General features: G+C 40.8%; 15 protein-coding genes and 1 tRNA gene. 4 read left to right on the forward strand and 12 right to left on the reverse strand.

From position 1 onward, the window contains the following. Together AAEZ02_RS20260 and AAEZ02_RS20265 are read right to left on the reverse strand one after the other, a co-directional pair. Window positions 1-117: transposase (locus AAEZ02_RS20260; RefSeq protein WP_351124770.1), on the reverse strand; the 117-nt coding region annotated here is incomplete at its 3' end. 14 nt (window positions 118-131) lie between these two features. Then, on the reverse strand, window positions 132-620 hold the full coding sequence (locus AAEZ02_RS20265; RefSeq protein WP_124013605.1) for a helix-turn-helix domain-containing protein: 489 nt from the start codon (window positions 618-620) through the stop codon (window positions 132-134). Between the two features lie 52 nt (window positions 621-672). On the opposite strand from AAEZ02_RS20265, the gene AAEZ02_RS20270 reads away from it, so the two are divergent. Together AAEZ02_RS20270 and AAEZ02_RS20275 are read left to right on the forward strand one after the other, a co-directional pair. Further along, on the forward strand, window positions 673-936 hold the full coding sequence (locus AAEZ02_RS20270; RefSeq protein WP_233768497.1) for a LexA family protein: 264 nt from the start codon (window positions 673-675) through the stop codon (window positions 934-936). A gap of 338 nt (window positions 937-1,274) precedes the next feature. Then, a complete protein-coding gene (locus tag AAEZ02_RS20275) occupies window positions 1,275-3,146 on the forward strand; it encodes a methyl-accepting chemotaxis protein (protein WP_124013606.1) in 1,872 nt (623 codons plus the stop codon). A gap of 577 nt (window positions 3,147-3,723) precedes the next feature. Here the strand turns inward: AAEZ02_RS20275 and AAEZ02_RS20280 are convergent. From AAEZ02_RS20280 to AAEZ02_RS20300, 5 genes are all read right to left on the reverse strand, one after another. After that, window positions 3,724-4,260: a DUF2335 domain-containing protein gene (locus tag AAEZ02_RS20280; RefSeq protein ID WP_124013607.1), complete on the reverse strand. Its 537-nt coding sequence runs from the start codon at window positions 4,258-4,260 to the stop codon at window positions 3,724-3,726. Then, window positions 4,257-4,622 (reverse strand): hypothetical protein, encoded by a 366-nt coding sequence (locus tag AAEZ02_RS20285; protein ID WP_124013608.1) that lies wholly within the window; start codon window positions 4,620-4,622, stop codon window positions 4,257-4,259. Before AAEZ02_RS20285 ends, AAEZ02_RS20280 begins: the two co-directional genes overlap by 4 nt. A gap of 668 nt (window positions 4,623-5,290) precedes the next feature. Continuing rightward, on the reverse strand, window positions 5,291-6,481 hold the full coding sequence (locus AAEZ02_RS20290) for a site-specific integrase (RefSeq protein WP_124013609.1): 1,191 nt from the start codon (window positions 6,479-6,481) through the stop codon (window positions 5,291-5,293). A gap of 56 nt (window positions 6,482-6,537) precedes the next feature. Beyond that, window positions 6,538-6,705, reverse strand: a complete 168-nt coding sequence (locus AAEZ02_RS20295; RefSeq protein ID WP_164839462.1) for a hypothetical protein — start codon at window positions 6,703-6,705, stop codon at window positions 6,538-6,540. Window positions 6,706-6,803: 98 nt separating this feature from the next. Then, window positions 6,804-6,893 (reverse strand) — tRNA-Ser (locus tag AAEZ02_RS20300). 274 nt (window positions 6,894-7,167) lie between these two features. Here AAEZ02_RS20300 and AAEZ02_RS20305 point away from each other — a divergent pair. Both AAEZ02_RS20305 and fabA read left to right on the forward strand, forming a co-directional pair. Further along, window positions 7,168-8,907: an AAA family ATPase gene (locus AAEZ02_RS20305; protein ID WP_124013656.1), complete on the forward strand. Its 1,740-nt coding sequence runs from the start codon at window positions 7,168-7,170 to the stop codon at window positions 8,905-8,907. Window positions 8,908-8,982: 75 nt separating this feature from the next. Beyond that, a complete protein-coding gene (gene fabA / locus AAEZ02_RS20310) occupies window positions 8,983-9,498 on the forward strand; it encodes a bifunctional 3-hydroxydecanoyl-ACP dehydratase/trans-2-decenoyl-ACP isomerase (protein WP_101030261.1) in 516 nt (171 codons plus the stop codon). A 102-nt stretch (window positions 9,499-9,600) separates the two neighbouring features. Here fabA and rmf read toward each other — a convergent pair whose 3' ends face one another. The 5 genes from rmf to rlmKL form a co-directional block, all read right to left on the reverse strand. Beyond that, window positions 9,601-9,777 carry a ribosome modulation factor gene (gene rmf, locus AAEZ02_RS20315; RefSeq protein ID WP_011638106.1) on the reverse strand — a complete coding sequence of 59 codons (177 nt, stop codon included), beginning with the start codon at window positions 9,775-9,777 and terminating at the stop codon, window positions 9,601-9,603. 231 nt (window positions 9,778-10,008) lie between these two features. Then, complete coding sequence (locus AAEZ02_RS20320; protein ID WP_124013611.1) at window positions 10,009-11,898, reverse strand: DUF3466 family protein; 1,890 nt, start codon at window positions 11,896-11,898, stop codon at window positions 10,009-10,011. 25 nt (window positions 11,899-11,923) lie between these two features. Beyond that, window positions 11,924-13,840 carry an ABC transporter ATP-binding protein gene (locus tag AAEZ02_RS20325; RefSeq protein WP_124013612.1) on the reverse strand — a complete coding sequence of 639 codons (1,917 nt, stop codon included), beginning with the start codon at window positions 13,838-13,840 and terminating at the stop codon, window positions 11,924-11,926. A 1-nt stretch (window position 13,841) separates the two neighbouring features. Beyond that, window positions 13,842-14,078, reverse strand: coding sequence for a glutaredoxin family protein (locus AAEZ02_RS20330; RefSeq protein ID WP_124013613.1), 237 nt, complete (start codon window positions 14,076-14,078; stop codon window positions 13,842-13,844). After that, a complete protein-coding gene (rlmKL, locus tag AAEZ02_RS20335; protein ID WP_124013614.1) occupies window positions 14,065-16,203 on the reverse strand; it encodes a bifunctional 23S rRNA (guanine(2069)-N(7))-methyltransferase RlmK/23S rRNA (guanine(2445)-N(2))-methyltransferase RlmL in 2,139 nt (712 codons plus the stop codon). Before rlmKL ends, AAEZ02_RS20330 begins: the two co-directional genes overlap by 14 nt. Window positions 16,204-16,565 lie beyond the last annotated feature (362 nt).

Below are 16,565 nucleotides of genomic sequence, written 5' to 3' on the forward strand. Positions count from 1 at the left end.
GCATCTAGGGCAAACAAAACCATTAGGCCATCTCATTTTCTTAATGTGATTTAAGCAATCAGTTTCAGAGCTGAATTGACGTTGCCATTCAAAAAAACTCGTTTCAGGCATTTTCATAGCAAATCTCACTTCTAGTCTTGATTTATACTATAAGAATAGGCCAAAACTGACTCAGATGCATAGGCATGTAATTCATTGTGTTTCAGTCGTTGACGGACCGTTTCCAGCGATACGCTTTCAAGTTCTGTCAGCGTAATTAATTTGTCTGCGATGAGCGCTAATGTCCAGCGAACGCGGTCATCTGGTGGCTCGCTACAAGCAATGCTGATCAATTTAGCATCTTCATTGGCTGAGAGTAATTTGGGTTGCCCTGTTCGTTTCCCTTCGGCGAGTGCAGCTTCCAGTCCGTCTTCAACGAACCGTTTTTTTGTTCGGTAAATCGTTGAGGTACTGGTATTGAGTAACTCAACGATGTCTTTATTACTGTGTTTATGTTCGTTTGCAAGCAACAGAATGTTGGCTCGTTTTAACAAGCGAGCATTGTGTATGCCTTTGCTTAGTAAAATCTTTAAGGAGTGCAGTTCTTCTTGGGTCAACTCTACAAGGTAAGTGATATTCATGGCATGATACTCTCAACCATCAAAGACGATAATTGATCACAAAGCCTTGAGAATGTCGATCCCCACAGAGAAAAACATTAACCCCGCATTTAGCGTGAAGCAAGGCCAATACCTCGCTTTTATTTATTATTACAGCAAAGTGAACGGTTATCCGCCAGCTCAGGCTGATATCCAGAAGTACTTTGGTGTTTCAGCTCCTACGGTTCATCAGACAATTTTGAAGTTAGAAACAGACGAATTGATCAGCAGAACCCCGAGAGAAAGTCGTTCTTTGAAAGTGTTAATAAAAACCGATGAGCTACCACTGGAATGGTAACTCAATCGATCAAAACTAAATTGAAACGGTACTAGATGTAACGATTTCAAACAAGGATATTACAAGTGAGATTTATATAGTTGCGGGGTTTTACATTGGCTGATATTTCAACTACAAATAAATATTCTTAATTAGTCAATCATATTGATTAATCGCTACACAGATCAAGGTTACACTGTAAATCATTGACTTTTATTTCGTTTTTTTATTATGTATGCGAAAATAATTACACGATTCAGATGGTTCTCCATCTCCATTCACATTCTAAATTCAGCTACCAAATGGCTGTATTTATTTCCGTTTTTCAATTTAATTCAACAACAGTATTAGCACTCAATATGAAGTCATATTCACTAAAGAAAAAGATATTGTTATCGGTTGTCCTCGCCCTTGCGGTTGTCATTGGACTGCTATCGTGGCACAGCTATTCCACCCAAAAAACCTTGTTACTGCAAAGTAGTGTTGATCAGGTAAACCAATCTGGTAAACAACAAGCGATGCGAATTGGAGAATGGTTGGCTGATCGCCAACGAGTCATCTCTTCTGTCGCCACTAAGGTCGAAGGTGATGCGCTCAATGCCTTGCAGCAAGCACAAATCTCCGGCGATTTTCAGCTGGCCTATTTCGGTAACAGCAATGGCGTCATGGTCGACGCAGATCCGAGCATTGATCGTACCGGCTACGATCCTAGATCCCGTCCTTGGTACCGTCAAACGCAACAAGCAGGCGGGCCAATTATGACCAAGCCTTACATGGGTGTGGCCATTAAAGTACCGATCGTCACTATGGCTCAACCGACCCGCAATGGCGTTGTCGGTGGTGATTTATCGATTGCCAGTTTAGTGGATAGCGTCAACGAAATGTCGCTGCCAGCCAACGGCTATGCCATCATGATGCATAAAGACGGTACCGTAATTGCCTATAAAGATTCAAGTAAATTGATGGGCAAAGTTACCGATATTGACGCTCAGCTAAACAGTCAATTAATCCAATCGAGCCGCCAGTCAGGTCAATTTGCTTCAGCTTATTTTGACTCTGAAGGCCGAGATAAACTGCTATGGGGTGTTGAGATCCCTAACACCGATTGGCAACTCGTTTTTGTACTCGACAAACTAACTCTAGAAGCACCACTGACCAGTTTAATGTTAACCCAATTAGGGCTGGCTATATTAGTATTAATTATCAGTGTGCTAGCGATTTCATGGTTATTAAGCCTGTTACTTGGGCCATTAAGCCGAGTGTCTCAAGCCTTATCACGCATCGCTGACGGCAATGGTGATTTAACCCAACGCATCACAGTCGACAGTCAAGATGAAGTCGGCGTGCTAGCAGACAGCTTTAACCGCTTTGTGAGCAGTCAACATCAACTGATCAGCCATATTCGTCAACTGGCGACCGAACTGAATTTAGATGCAGAGCAGAGTCTGCTCACAAACCAATCTAGTGTCGATGAACTACAACGCCAACAACAAGAAGTGGCAATGGTTGCCACTGCAGTTACCGAAATGTCGAGCGCAACTCAGGAAATTGCTACTAATGCTGAAAGTACTGCCGCGGCGGCGCAGCAATCAGCCCAAAGCAGTACTCAAGGTAAAGCTTTGGTCGATAAAACCCGCACCACCATTAATTCATTAGCATTGGAAGTTGATGAAAACACGACAGTGATGGGTGAATTAAGCGTTCATGCACAAGCAATTTCTGGCATTTTAACTACGATTCAGGGGATTGCAGAGCAAACTAACTTATTGGCATTAAATGCGGCCATTGAAGCTGCACGTGCTGGTGAGCAAGGTCGAGGTTTTGCCGTGGTTGCAGATGAAGTGCGAGTGTTATCACACCGAACTCAAGACTCTACCGCAGAGATTTATACCACTATCGAAACCTTGCAAAATACCACGAAACAAGCAGTTAACTTGATGGATAGTAGCAAGGGATTGGCGAGTAACAGTGTTGATGATGTTAACGCTGCAGCACAAGCTATCGAAGAGATCACCCAAGCGGTGAATGTGATTTCTGACATGGCGGGACAAATTGCCATCGCAGCAGAAGAGCAAACACAGGTGACGAGCGAAATAACGAAGAATACAGTCGCGATAAAAGATGTCACCGATCAGATCACCTCATCGGCTATGACCCATCTAAACCAAGCTAAAATGCTCAAAGACCGTGCAACAGATTTGAGCAAGAAAGTCGCCACCTTCATTTTGTAAGCCTGCGTTATTGGCCTAGTGCAGGCTTATTACTAAGCAAGAACATCCTGCCTAATGCCAGTTAATACCTGGATAAGTCTTTTGAGGTAAAAGTGAGTTAGCTTTGCCTCAAAGATTTACCACAATAAAACTCAATCATCACTTGAATCTTGAGGAGGGATAGCTTGCTTGTAACAAAGAGGAGCCCTTGGGTTCAAAGTCCTATCTTTCGCCCAAACAAAAGGCCTTATCTTTCGATAAGGCCTTTTTGTTGAATGTGGCGGATGGATAGCGATCTGAAAAATAGGAACCCTAGGTTCAAAACTATTACAGACACAAAAAAGCCCGCTTTGATAAGCAGGCTCTTTCATTTAATGTGGCGGAGGGATAGGGATTTGAACCCAAGAAACCAGCCACAAAATAAAACTAAAATTCATTATAATCAACAACTAATAGAAAAATCACATCTCAAATTGTGAACATTCGTAGTCGATATGTGACATTTAAATATTTATCGTATAATTTATGATTATTCTACTTTAAATAATAAAACCGAATCTTAAGTATAAATAAAAAATTGACCAACACTAAATAACATTTAATCAGGACTCTTGGTTGAGTTTTTATTCTTTAAGAAAGCGACAACAATGCCTACAACTGTTGTGCCACCAATAACCAAGGCTACAGCGGTTTTATCATTTAAAGCCAGATAAAACGCCCCTACTATACAAATTAAAACTACAATAAAAGCCAATATAAGTGAAAGCTGTTGAGTAAATATTTCTCTTTTGTGAGCAGCATCAGATTGTTCGACTTCCAATTTTTGAACTTCTATCTCTTTACTTTTAAGCTCTAAAATTTTCGAGTGTTGTTTTATTTTTTCAGTTTGGCTATTTTCAGCCATCGACATCATGCGATCTGGGAGTTCAGGAAGTATAACCGAATACTTTTGAAGGTCATCGGGTGAAGGCATAGGTCCACGATGTGAAGTATGTACTTCTATATACTGGCTCAAAACTCTTCCAGCTTCTGGATCATTTACTGATACCCTTTCGAGAACACCCTCTATTGATTCAGGTTCATCGTTCTCTTGAACGTTATTTTTTTCAGTATTTCCTGCTCCATTTTCACTCATTTTTTTGTCTCGACCTTCCTTGAGTTTTTTAAACGTAATTGATTAGAATGTGCATCAAATTCATTAATAGCATCAATAAGTTCATTCAGAGAGATTTTATCTCCAAGATCTATAGTATGTTCATATGACTTAAAGTAACTTTTGAAAACATTTTTTTTAGCTTGACGAGCTTCATCATCAACAAGACGATCAAATGACTTTGATATTTCATAAATGCTATCTGCCCAAGCAGAAGAAACATTACTATTGTTCAAATCATAAGATAATTTAATGCTATGAGTTTTTCTTTTTACTTTCTTCGGCTCTGGAACAATATCAACCAAAGAGCCTAAAGCTGTTTGAAATTGAAGTATATTTTCCATTTTTCTCTCTTAAAAAATTGTTTAAAACACCGTTTAGGACACATTCAAATTTGTATACTGCACATTTACAAATTGATTTACGCTATCCTTATAATACTTGACATCGTAGCATTTTACAGTCAAAAAGCTAAAAAAATTCTACATTGATTAACTTTACTTTCCTTATATGACAAAAACATTCATTTCCAGCTCGATTTATGTGTTTTTTGAGATACCCAGCCTCCCTTGCCCGTAGCTCCTATCCGACCTTTTGGAACAAAAGTGGGATAGGAGCGTACCGGGTTACGTACTAGTCCCACATAATTGTGGGCTGCTTTGGCTTCGCACTCACTGAGTGCGAAGCGGTTTAAATTGCATTCTTTACGTGAAAAGTTACGTGAAATTAACGCGAAAAGGTGAAAATTCGATTTCTCAGCCGATTGTTAACACTGTGAGAGCAAATTTTGTGTGTAAAGTCACTCAGGATTGACTGACTGCTGTCATTTGTTCCATCCTACGGTGACCAATTAAATCAAAAAATCGTTCATACAAATCAGTTTCTTCAATCCTACGGGCGAAAATTGGCGTAAAAAGTATAAAACGATACAGCTAGTGACGGACTAAGCGGTATGTCGTGCCTAATACCGCATCGGCAAGTGTTCCTCTTGACCCCTTTTCAATCAAACGCTTTATATGGGTTGTAACAAATTCAGCACGTATTCGACTTTATCCACCACTGGTTTGAGTGTTTTCACATCATATTGCTTACCGTATCGTCCATAGGTGATGTTGTGATAAACGTGTCCAACAAGCTGTGCCACCATCGATTCTTCTATTTGCAGTTGTTTAAGCTCATCAATAAAGGTGTGACGGAATGAGTATGCTGTAGGTCGTTTACCTGCGATAAAGTCTAGTTGGTCGAGTAATTTGCCAAACTCACGACAGAACTTGTGTGACCAAACGCCATCGCTGCTGGGTTGATAATGAAATAATGGGCTGCTTGTTAGATGACTATTTTTAAACTGACTGGTTTTTGATGTTCGGTCAATAATGGTGTGAACGAAATCAATAAAACCGAGCTCAATGAGTTTTTGATGTAGCGGAACGGTTCGTTTTGACTGTGTGGTCTTGAGTTGTTGGCTCATGCCCTCATTGGTGACGTGAATGACGTTGATGCCATCGATTACGCTTATATCATTACTGTGTAGCTGACAGGCTTCTGAAGGCCGTAAACCGTGATAGAGCATCAATAGCGTTATCCATTTAAAGTCGGCTTGTTTATCGATAAAGTCTTGTGATTGCAGTACGTGTTTTAGTTGCTCTGGTTGCCAGCGCTGACGCGCTAAATCATGCCCAGCTTGATTACTTGGCTTTGACAGTTTCACTTCATCAAACGGGTTAGCGCTGGTGTAGCGCATCAGTTTGCACCACTTAAAGAACTGCGACACCGCCGCTAGGTAGTCTTTGTTACTCTTATGGCTTCGCCCTTCTTCGAGCAAGCAATCCTTGTATTCCATCGCCTCAGCGCTGGTAATGTCGAATACATCATCTAAGTGGGTTCGCTCAATAAAGTGGCCTATACGTTGATTTAGCTGCTTTACCGTTAACACTGAGACAGACTGCTTTTTTTTAGACGCAATAAACTTAATTAGTGCATCCGTTAATGTGACGTTATCTACTGAATTTGTTTGCTTTTTACTACCCGAACTATTTAAAAAAGCCAAGTTTGTTGATGAGGGGTAATTGTCATATGTCGCACTATTATGGGCTAATTGCGTTGGCCGAGTAGGAATAAACTGGATGATTTCCCGCACTGGCTTGGCGTTTTCATCAAGCGTTTCTGTTACCCCAACAAAGCCTACACGGGCATCATTAATCAATTGATTAACGTGTGCTTTAAATGCATCTGGCTGTGATTGTGGCGTTAAGCTACTGATTAATGGTCGTAGATACCCGCAACCACAAGGTTACGGCCAATAGCGATTGAGCGCTGTTTAGTGAGCAAAGATACTTTGATGTCGGCAGCGAAGCCTTTATCACGCAAATAAGCAGGCAACACCATGCGGGTGTAATAGGTACAATTTGTGGCTCTGAATAGGTACATATGTCTCAGTCATCCGTTTTGGGTCTGAGAATATGATTTTTCAAATGCTAGAAAGCAAAAAAGCCATTGATTATCAATGGCTTTTTCACTTTAGAATGTGGCGGAGGGATAGGGATTTGAACCCTAGAACGGGATAAACCGTTGCCGGTTTTCAAGACCGGTGCATTCGACCACTCTGCCATCCCTCCGAACGGGCTGAATAATATAAGTAACGCGTTTGGTTGTAAACCATAAAGTTAAAAAAAACATCTGAATGCATAGCATTTAATCAGCATGTTCATATTTTTGTCGTCATTGAAGCATTATTTAATAACCCCGAGGTCCGTTGGATGGCTTTTGTGGGCTGAAATCACCTCAATAACCATGAGATGACCTCTAAGGGTGGAATCTGCTAAGGCTTTACGGCGCTTTATGCTAATATCATTGTATTATTTTTCGTTGTCGCAGCTAAATTACCACTATATGAATTCAACGCTATTGCCTAGTGCCAAACTCGCTCCTCAATATCATTTACCTGATCCATCGACTTCAGCTTTTTTCCCAAGTCATATATTACTTGGCCAAGAACGCGTTGTTGATACCTTCAAACTAATGAGCAAAATTGATTCGCAACATTTATTTCTTGCTGATTTTTTGGGTGTCGATAGACCACTATTTATCGATGCGTTGGTTACCCAAGCGAATACGCCTTCAAACCATTACCTTGTTGCCACTAAAAAGTCGCAAGAAGATGGAGATATTCAGTTTAAATGGCAGCAAACACTCCCCCCTGAACATGTGGGGATTATTGCCAAACAAGAGTCGCTTTGTTGTTATTTACAAGGAACGATTCGCCGGGCAGATCTGCTCGGGAAAATGATGAAAACGGATAAATCCAGCGTGTATAAACCTGGTGCATTGGCGACAAATCATTTTGTGTTTATTTGCTTAACGTCATTATGGCAGCGTGAAAGCTTGTGGGATTTGTTGATGCAAATTATCCACGATGGTTTTTATCGTATCAATAATGAGTTAACCCCGATCCCACTTAATTGTAAAATTGTGCTTGTGGGCTCTGGGTTATCGTATAGTCAGCTTCGTGTTGAAGATCGCAACTTTAATCGTCACTTCCCGTTACTGGCTGAAATGAGTAATGAAGTCGATTTGACACAGCATCCTGAATCTTCATATGTGCAGTGGCTGAACGTTCTTGCCCATGCTGAATCGGTTGAGTTAGAGCTATCAAGTTTATTACCGTTATTTTGGTATAGCTCTCGTTTGGTTGAACATCAGCAACGTTTGAGCTTAAGTATGTTGGAGTTTAGGCAGCTATTAGGACAAGCAAAAGCTTATTCTGGTCAATCTGTATTAAATGCTTCTGCGATAGCGAAAGCACTCGAAAAATTAAAGTTCCGTCACAATAGCTCTGAAGTATATTCGGCTCAAAGTTTTGATGACAATTTTATAAATCTGCCCACTAAAGGCGCTATGGTAGGCCAAATTAATGCCCTGACTGTTATAGATACAGGCGATTATACCTACGGTGAACCAGCAAGAATTACCTCGTCTGTTCATTACGGTGACGGTGAAGTAGCAGATATTGAACGTAAATCAGAGCTGGGTGGCAATATTCATGCAAAAGGCATGATGATCCTCTCGGCTTGCTTGTACCGTATTTTTGGCCGTGATGCGCCTCTACATCTCAATGCTAATATTGTGTTTGAGCAGTCTTATCAAGAAATCGACGGTGATAGCGCTTCACTCGCTGAGTATTGCTGTTTAATGTCTGCCATAGCAGAACAGCCCATTATCCAAAGTTTAGCGGTAACGGGCGCATTAGATCAGTTTGGCAATGTACAAGCTATTGGTGGTGTGAATGAAAAAATTGAAGGTTTCTTTAATTTATGTCAACGTCGGGGCTTAACAGGAGAACAAGGTGTTATTATGCCTAAAGCCAATGTATTACAGCTTAATCTCGAACCTGTTGTAATTGAAGCCATTGATACAGGATTATTTCATATCCATGCTATTGAGCATATGGATCAAGCGGTTGAACTACTGATGCAAATGCCTGCTGGAGTCGCCAATGAAGAGAACGACTTTGCTGAAAATACGCTGTACGGATTAGTACAACAGCGTTTAGATAAATTAGCAGGACAAGATGATGACGACGTGGAATTGAACTTTTTTGCTAAATTGTTAGCTCGATTACGGATTATTTAGTGATCGGAGTTGTTTAGCTTACACGTGTTCGCTATCTTATTGGGATTATCAATCAATTAAGTGGTACCGATTTAAATGGAAAAAGCTAATAGTTTCACTAAAGAGCAACTTGTCGCATGTGGTCATGGCAATCTTTTAGGGCCAAATAGACCACGTTTACCTGTCGACAATATGTTGATGATTGATCGTATCATTACCATTAATCAAGATGGCGGTGTATATGGTAAAGGTGAAATTGTTGCCGAACTCGATATCACCCCAGATCTTTGGTTTTTTGATTGTCACTTTATCACTGACCCAGTAATGCCTGGTTGTTTAGGCCTAGATGCGATGTGGCAACTTGTCGGTTTCTTCCTAGGCTGGGAAGGCGCTGAAGGGAAAGGTCGTGCATTAGGTGTCGGTGATGTGAAATTTACCGGACAAGTTTTGCCCGATGCAAAGAAAGTCACTTACAAGCTTAATATTAAACGTAAGATTCACCGCAAACTGGTGATGGGTATTGCAGATGCCACGATGGAAGTCGATGGCCGTCAAATATATTCAGCAACTGATTTGAAAGTGGGTATTTTCAGCGACACATCAACATTCTAAATACACTCGCTTATGTGGTGACAGCGTTAATTTACGTTATTCAATGCCCTCCGACATTCGTCGTGAGGGCATTTTGTTAAGTGTTGCTTGTTAAGTTAAGTGTTACTTATTAAATAGGCCATTAAGACGGCCATCAATACCTTCACGCCATCCGCCTAACCATTGAGACCGTGAATCCAGATTCGAATGGGGACAAACCTCCTTAGAACGCCCTCCTACTCCGGCTTGAAATCCTTTTGAAAATGCTCTGTCTAAACGATCTCTTTTCTGTCTTTTCATGCATACGTCCTCTTCAGTGACAGGCTTCTGTTTGACATGATGAAGCTGAAGCCTTAAACATAGGAATAGAACGTTTTTGACCAAAATCAATTAAAAATAACCTCATTTTAATGCTTTTTTATTAAAGTATTGAGAATTAAGTTAAAAAAAATCGAGGAATTTATCCTCGATTTTCTGTGTTTCTAGACTACCCCATGTTTGAGGTGCTAAATGACTGTGATTACCGTAAGCCTATTTTTTCACTCGGCGACGTAACCATAATAATGGCAAGGTGAATAACCAAGCAAAACTGGCCGCACCTTTGCGTACATAAGCCTCTTCTTCAACGGCATCCGATGTGTTACACGCTTCACCAGAAGTTGGCTTCAAAATCACCATTCGCGGCAAATACGCTGTCACTGGGTCGCCGTTACCGTCTAGTTCAAATAACGGTAGGTTATTTTCACCGACAAGCACATTACCAGTAATGGCATCTGTTTGATATTGTGGTTTACGAATAAACGCCGTACCGACGATAGTGCCGTCTTCATTAATATTATTAGCTTCAACAACTTGAATGTCGGTGTTGTAGTTTAAAATTTCACCGGTGCCGTCTTGAATACTCACTTGATGACGAGCCCACTCTCCATCGGTATTCTGTTCGTAGCCTTTAGAACCGCAGGTAAGGCGATCATTTAAATTAACAAACTCACTGGTGTTATTGTCAAATAAGAACCCCACTTTTGGACGAGGCTTTTCTTTGTCGTAAGTTGATTCAATATAACCGACAACTTGGCCTTTATTATTGATATCTTTAGGTTTGCTACTTAAATCCGACAATGTGGTTTGGAAGTCATTCGGCGTAACAATTCCTTGTTCTGGATTATTAGTATCTAACGTGAAGAATTTATCACGTAAATAACCACCAATATATTTGCGATAACTGCCCACTAACATACCATCATTGTTAATATCATATGCGATAGAGCTAGTGACGTCGTCATCCATATCTACCCAATTATATTGATATTCACCGTTGGCATTCTTTTTCCAGTAAGCAGCATCAAAATATAATTTATCGGTGTCGCCATTACGATAAACATGTGAGCGTCCGGCCAAATCATCATTGCCGTTAACACCTAATGCTTGGGCAGTATAAATTAGCGTTGAATCATCGTCTGGAGTAAGTCCTAACGGTAATTGAGTTCGCTCAGGTACACCGGTATCGTCTAGGTTGTTTAAATCCCACACTAAAGCGCGTGTTTGATAAAGAATGTAACGACGGCTGTTAGTGTCTGGATACTGAGAATCTTGAATACAAACAGCGAGTGGCGTAGGATTATCTGCATCGGTGTCTTCTGCGCTTGCAATACAGCTATCTACACGGTCAACACTTGATGACACTAATGCGGTACTACCATAACCGACAACAAGGTTATTATCGTTTACGTCCGCTGCTACTGATGAACCGCCTAACTCAACGGTCGCAGCGCTAGTATCACCGTCTTGTAGACGTTCATAGGTAGTGTAAGGAGGAAGCAATGAATATTCGACGTCATCTTTCACTGCGATAGCACGCAGTTCAAAATCACGATAATACCAAAGCTCTTGGGTGGTACTGGTACCTTCATAAGCTAAGGTTTTTTCTACGCCAGTATAAGCACCTACTTTGGTGCCATTACTGTTAAGGCCATAGAAGAAGCTATCAATTGAATTAACAACTAGTTCACCATCACTGTCTTCGTCAGTAGGATTAGTAGTACCAGCTAGGCTATAAAATGAAGGTTTCCAAGCGCCTTCAGCGGCATTTGCACTGGTAGTGACGGTGAAGTTATTTGCCTCTATTGGTGTTAATACTGAATAGGTAATTTCTTCCGCATCAGAAATACCATCTTCAACATCAATGATGCCGCCTTCAATGTCTTCGGTGCTAAGTTTCTTTTTACCTTTTGAAATACCGACAACTTCATCTTCACTGTTCACCGCCATGGCATAGCCATTACGTGTACCGTCAATGGTGCCATTTAGGTCGAAATCTTCAATATTAACAATTTCATATACTGGCGCAGCTTGAACTGTTCCAATGACACTTAATACACCTATCGCAACAAGGGATAAGGCTTTATCAAACTTTAACTTCATGTAACTATTCCTGTTTTATTATGCTTTACTTCAGTGACTCAAGCTCTTCCCATCGCTCAAAGCAAACGTCTAAATTTTGTTCTTTTTCTGCCAACAACTGCAGTGCTTTATTAACCGAATCCTGCGGTTGATTATAAAAATCAGCACCACCTACGGCTAACTGCATTTGCGCAATTTCTTGCTCGAGCTGTTCCATTTGGCCCGGAAGCGTATCTAATTCTTGTTGCAATTTATAAGACAGTTTTTTGGCTGTTTTCTCAGGGATGTTTACAGACTTTGTTTCAACCACTGCTGCAGGTTGGACAACATTACTGGCAACTGGTTCCTCAGAATAAAATTTTGCGCCTTGAGCCACCGCATCTTGATAACCACCAACATATTCTGCCCACTGACCATTACCTGCAAACCACCAGCTACTGGTGACAGTATTGTCAATAAATGCTCTATCGTGACTGACTATGAGTAATGTGCCTTCAAAATCAGCAAGTAGTGACTCTAACAACTCTAGGGTCTCAATATCAAGATCGTTTGTTGGTTCATCTAGAATAATTAGATTTGCTGGACGTAATAATAATCTCGCCAATAACAAACGATTCTTTTCACCACCAGAAAGTGCTTTGACCGGCGTACGGGCACGCATGGGTGAAAACAAGAAATCTTGTAGATAACTCAGAATATGACGATCTTGGCCATTAATAGTGACGGTACTTTTACCCTCACCCACGTTTTCTTCTACGGTTTTCTCAGGATCAAGCGCTTCACGATACTGGTCAAAATAGGCAACGTCTAACTTAGTGCCGACTTTAATTTCGCCAGACTGGGGTTGTAACTTTTCAATCAACAGTTTGATTAATGTCGATTTACCACAACCGTTTGGACCAATTAATGCTATACGATCGCCACGCATTACCGTAGTACTGAAGTTTTTAACTAAATTTTTATCCGGTAAATTATAGTTAAGATCTTTAATATCAAAGACTAACTTTCCAGAACGGTCGGCGTCAGACACGGCCATTTTGGCGTTACCTAGACGATTTAAACGCTCGCTACGTTCAGTTCGTAATGCTTTTAGCGCTCGAACACGACCTTCATTTCGAGTACGACGAGCCTTAACACCCTGACGGATCCAGGTTTCTTCATCAGCAAGTTTTTTATCGAAATGAGCGTTTTTCTCGGCTTCTACCCGTAACCATTCTTGCTTACCATCTAAATATGCTTGGTAGTTACCTGGAAACGAAATGACCACACCACGATCTAAATCGACAATACGTGTTGCCATTCGTTGAATAAAGCCACGGTCATGGCTTACAAACACGATTGCGCCTTTAAAGCTTAATAAGAATTGCTCTAACCACTCAATGGTATCGATATCTAAATGGTTAGTAGGTTCGTCAAGCAGCAGTAAATCAGGGTTAACAACGAGTGCGCGAGCTAATGCCACTTTACGCTGCCAACCGCCAGACAACTCATTCAATGGCTGATCGGGATCTAAGCCTAATAACTGACAGTTTTGAATAATACGCGAATCTAATTGCCAACCGTCATTGTGATCTAACACTTCTTGCAGACGCTGCATTTGATTGAGCATACGATCCATCTGCTCAGGATTAGCTTCTGCAACATCATGAGATAATTGATGATACTTTTCTAACGCTTCACCAATTTCTTTAAGACCCGCCGCGATATAAGCGTAAACCGTTCCGGTTTCTGCTTTAGGTGGGTCTTGTTGTAAACGACTAACATTAACGTCATTTGTAATATTAAACTCACCATCATCAAGTAATACATCACCTGATAGCACTTTCATTAAACTTGATTTACCGGCGCCGTTACGACCGACGATACACACGCGCTCACCAGGTTCAATGGTAAAGTCTGCATTTAGCAGCAAAGGAATGTAACCGTAGGCTAACGAGCCATTATTAATCCGTACCAGACTCAATCTAAACTCCTAAAAATTTTTGTAATTGTGCGGCATCGAAAGGCCAGAATAACTCACGCTCTCCCTGTACAAATACAGGAATGCTCATGTTATAACGCTCTGTAAGTGATGCGTTATCACAAATATCGATGTGCTGATAATGTATTGCGGTTTGCTCAACCAGTGCTTGGGCTATATCACACAGATGGCAACCCTCTGTGTGATAAAGCACATAAGCTACTGCACTATTTTTTTGCATGAGTCAGTAGCCACACATTATGGATATGTGGATTACGTTTATAATCCAGCGGTAAACATAGATGGTCGATATTAGTCACGTCGATACCCGCTTGGTTCAACGTTTCGATATCCATTTTAAATTTACGCTTGTTATTTGAAAAAACAAGTTCGCCATTTGGAGACAGTAGTTTAATTAATCCGCCTAACATCTCTGCATGATCCCGTTGTACATCCCAACTGTCTTCCATGCGTTTTGAATTTGAAAACGTAGGAGGATCAATAAAAATAAGGTCAAACTTCTGTTGACTGTTGTCTTTAATCCACTGTAAGCAGTCTGCTTGAATAAAGTCATATTGCTTACCGGACAATCCATTTAAGGCGAAGTTTTCTTTAGCCCAATTGATGTAGGTATTAGACATGTCGATTGTAGTGACCGATTTAGCCCCGCCAATCGCAGCATGTACAGATGCAGAACCAGTATAAGCGAATAAGTTAAGGACATTTTTGCCCTTTGCTTTATCACCGACCAATTTGCGTGTAACACGATGATCAAGAAACAAACCAGTATCTAAATAACCGGTTAAGTTAAGCTTGAATTTAGCACCATATTCTTGAGTGATAACTTCCAATTTACGCTCGTCAATCTTTTGATACTGATTGGCGCCTTTCTGACGTTCGCGGGTTTTTAAGGTAATGCGATCGGGATGGATACCTAATGCGCCTGGCAATGCTAATAGCACGTCACTAAGACGACGTTTAGTCACTGCTTCTGGAATGGTTGCTGGAGCTGAATACTCTTGAATAACCACATAATCGACATACTTATCAATCGCAACGTTATACTCTGGTAAATCTGCATCATATAAACGGTAACTGTCGATGCGCTCTTTTTTAGCCCATTTTTCAAACTGTTTAATATTCTTTTTAATACGATTAGCAAATGCTGGGGCGATATCAGTAATATCAGCACCTTCTGGCAATACAGGCACATCTCGACGAGTACTGTTTGCGTGTAAGGTATAAATGTTAAAAGCACATTCTAATGCACCGTTGAACATTTTCATTTGCTTATCCGCTTTTAATTTAAGCGATGAAATCAGCTCTATGTCGCTACATAACATGGCAATTTTCCAGCCACCAAACTCTTTCTTAAACTTATCACCTAACTGGTAATAGAGTTGTAAAAGTTCAGTGACATTTCCCAAACGCTCACCGTAGGGTGGGTTCGAAATTAAAAAGCCTTCACTTACGGGAGGCGTCACATCCAGCGCATCTGAAACACTAAATTCAATTAATTCAGCTACGCCAGCATTTTCAGCATTACGTTGAGCAATAGAAATCAAGTGCGGTGCTATATCTGATCCGTAAAATTTGAGTTTACAACGTGTTTTACCCAAGGTTGCACGCGCTTGAGCTTCGTCAAAAATAACCTGCCACATGGCTTTATTGTGGCTCTGCCAATTTTCGAAACCAAATTTTTCACGTTTAAGTCCAGGAGCAATGTCTGCAGCCATTAATGCAGCTTCAATCAATATCGTACCGCTACCACAAAATGGGTCAAGCACAGTAATTGGATTTGCTTGCCAGCCACTACGTACCAACATATTGGCAGCAAGGTTTTCTTTTAATGGTGCCTCACCTGTTGTTGAACGGTATCCGCGTTGATGTAATGAAGCGCCAGAGAAATTCATTGAAATAGTTAGTTGACCATTACGGTAATGAGCATCAATTTTAAAATCTGGATTGACACGTTCAACATCCGGACGCACTGTACCATCATCGCGAAAGCGATCTACAACAGCATCTTTAATTTTCAGCGCACCAAATTGAGTGTTATTAATAAAACCACCCGTGCCATGAAAATCAATACTGAAGGTTTTTTTATGGGAAAAATGCGATGGCCAATCAATGCAGTATGCTGCGTTATAAAGTTGCTCAGCAGAATCACAAGCTCCTTTATAGATCACTAATACGATACGACTCGCTAGGCGAGTCCATAATGTAATTCGATAAGCCAGTTCTAGTGGAGCACAAAAATACACTCCAGCAACACTTTCTTTAACGTCGGTTGCGCCAAACTCTTTAAGTTCAGAAGCAAGGCTATATTCGAACCCCTTTGGGGCTGCAGCAAAAAAATTAAACATGTATTAGTCAGTCATCGGTTACGCAAAATTCAGTGCAACATTATACCTGCACAAACACATAACCCCAATGACTTATCGAAATGGGCTGCAAAATTCGCTTATTTTAGGGTTAATTTCTCAATATCGTACGATAAAGCAGTGACTCGCTTATTTTACCAGCAAATAAAAGACTACCCCTAGATTTTACTTGCAAATATAAACGGGGATCGCTATAGTTCGCCCCGCTTTGAAGCAGACAGTTAAACGCGCTAACTAGCAAGTTTAACATGGCAGATTGAAGCAGTATTTATCGGACGCGGGATGGAGCAGTTGGTAGCTCGTCGGGCTCATAACCCGAAGGTCGTAGGTTCAAGTCCTACTCC

Source organism: Shewanella sp. T24-MNA-CIBAN-0130 (assembly GCF_040310185.1).
Classification (GTDB): domain Bacteria; phylum Pseudomonadota; class Gammaproteobacteria; order Enterobacterales; family Shewanellaceae; genus Shewanella; species Shewanella psychromarinicola.

Excerpts from the sequence above, each read along its gene's own strand:
- AAEZ02_RS20265 (WP_124013605.1), bottom strand. The coding sequence starts at position 620 with ATGAATATCACTTACCTTGTAGAGTTGACCCAAGAAGAACTGCACTCC.
- AAEZ02_RS20270 (WP_233768497.1), top strand. The coding sequence starts at position 673 with ATGTCGATCCCCACAGAGAAAAACATTAACCCCGCATTTAGCGTGAAG.
- AAEZ02_RS20275 (WP_124013606.1), top strand. The coding sequence starts at position 1,275 with ATGAAGTCATATTCACTAAAGAAAAAGATATTGTTATCGGTTGTCCTC.
- AAEZ02_RS20280 (WP_124013607.1), bottom strand. The coding sequence starts at position 4,260 with ATGAGTGAAAATGGAGCAGGAAATACTGAAAAAAATAACGTTCAAGAG.
- AAEZ02_RS20285 (WP_124013608.1), bottom strand. The coding sequence starts at position 4,622 with ATGGAAAATATACTTCAATTTCAAACAGCTTTAGGCTCTTTGGTTGAT.
- AAEZ02_RS20295 (WP_164839462.1), bottom strand. The coding sequence starts at position 6,705 with ATGTACCTATTCAGAGCCACAAATTGTACCTATTACACCCGCATGGTG.
- AAEZ02_RS20305 (WP_124013656.1), top strand. The coding sequence starts at position 7,168 with ATGAATTCAACGCTATTGCCTAGTGCCAAACTCGCTCCTCAATATCAT.
- fabA (WP_101030261.1), top strand. The coding sequence starts at position 8,983 with ATGGAAAAAGCTAATAGTTTCACTAAAGAGCAACTTGTCGCATGTGGT.
- rmf (WP_011638106.1), bottom strand. The coding sequence starts at position 9,777 with ATGAAAAGACAGAAAAGAGATCGTTTAGACAGAGCATTTTCAAAAGGA.
- AAEZ02_RS20320 (WP_124013611.1), bottom strand. The coding sequence starts at position 11,898 with ATGAAGTTAAAGTTTGATAAAGCCTTATCCCTTGTTGCGATAGGTGTA.
- AAEZ02_RS20330 (WP_124013613.1), bottom strand. The coding sequence starts at position 14,078 with ATGCAAAAAAATAGTGCAGTAGCTTATGTGCTTTATCACACAGAGGGT.
- rlmKL (WP_124013614.1), bottom strand. The coding sequence starts at position 16,203 with ATGTTTAATTTTTTTGCTGCAGCCCCAAAGGGGTTCGAATATAGCCTT.